The organism is Ruminococcus sp. YE282 (assembly GCA_900101355.1).
Taxonomy (GTDB): Bacteria; Bacillota; Clostridia; order Oscillospirales; family Acutalibacteraceae; genus Ruminococcoides; species Ruminococcoides bromii_A.
Genome location: FMUV01000079.1, coordinates 1 through 1407 on the forward strand (window position 1 = coordinate 1; position 1407 = coordinate 1407).

Consider the following 1407-nt stretch of genomic DNA (forward strand, 5'->3'; position numbering starts at 1 on the left):
ATATCGCAAAGTATTCTACTTTACGATAAATAAAACTGACAATAACACACTTAAATTTTAATACTTTATGTCGAAAAAGTCAATATAAACACGAATTTTTTTATCTATATTATTTAAATGATTATAAAAAATGACCTTTTCGAAAAACATTATATTAATTTTAGTTTAGTTATCCGTCAAAATTCTAGTCAAAGAGAGGGGATTATTATAATGCCAAGAAAAGGCGAAAATATCTACAAAAGACAAGACGGACGTTGGGAGGGAAGATATATTAAGGCTCGCGACATAAATAACAGAGCTGTATATGGTTATTTATATGGAAAAAGTTATACTGAGGTAAAAAACAAATTAAAAGAAACAAAAGAATTAAAGAACACAAATAATACTAAATCAATATTAGTAGAGGAACTAATTTATGAATGGATAGAATATAAAAAATTAAATGTTAAAGAATCTAGTTTAGCTAGATATAAAACAATTATAGATAAGCATGTTATTCCGTTAATGGGAAAATGTTATTGTTCTGGCTTAACTTCAGATTATATTCAAAAATATATGAACAGTTTACTTCAAACAGGTTTTTCTAGCAAAACTTGCAACGACATATTGATGATAATAAAAAACATCTTTAAATATGCTACTCACAAAGGAATTCAACATAATTGTAATTTAGATATTATTTCAATAAAAAACAAAAAAACAGACATAGAAACATTAACAATTAGCGAACAACAAAAACTAAGTTGCTATCTAATAGATAATATAGATAACAGGAATTTAGGCATATTAATTAGTCTTTATACGGGTATACGCATTGGAGAGTTATGTGCATTAAAATGGTCGGATATTGATATGAGTGAAAAGATTTTGAATATAAACAAAACAATGATTAGAATACAAGATAACTTATCTGAAAATAATATCTCAAAAACAAAGGTAATTATTACCAAGCCTAAAAGTGATGATTCTATAAGAAAGATTCCTATTCCCAATTTCTTGTTTGAATTGATGAAGAAATTCAAATACAAATCAAACTCTTTTGTCCTTACTGGATCAAACATTGATTATATAGAACCAAGAAATATGCAATATTATTTTAAAAGTGTGCTTAAAAAATGCAATTTGAAAGATATTAAATTTCATGTGTTGAGACACACTTTTGCTACACGATGTATAGAAAATGGTTTTGAGATTAAAAGTTTGAGTGAGATTCTTGGTCATTCAAATATAAAAATAACATTAGACAGATATGTTCATTCATCTATGGATTTAAAACGTCAAAATATGGATAAATTAAATTTTTTATCAGCATAATTGCCGTCATATTTTTAGTCATATATATAAATATTTTGTGATTAAATTTAGATTTTTTAATGGTATATCGTAAAGTAGAATACTTTGCGATAT

Annotated in this window: 1 protein-coding gene; it reads left to right on the forward strand. The window is 25.2% G+C overall.

Features of this window, described 5'->3' with window-relative positions:
• Nucleotides 1-210: 210 nt before the first annotated feature.
• On the forward strand, nt 211-1314 hold the full coding sequence (locus BLP46_RS12745; protein ID WP_167669281.1) for a tyrosine-type recombinase/integrase: 1104 nt from the start codon (nt 211-213) through the stop codon (nt 1312-1314).
• Nucleotides 1315-1407: the final 93 nt, after the last annotated feature.

Bases quoted from the DNA above. Each gene is read 5' to 3' on its own strand.
- BLP46_RS12745 (WP_167669281.1), top strand. From the start codon at position 211: ATGCCAAGAAAAGGCGAAAATATCTACAAAAGACAAGACGGACGTTGG.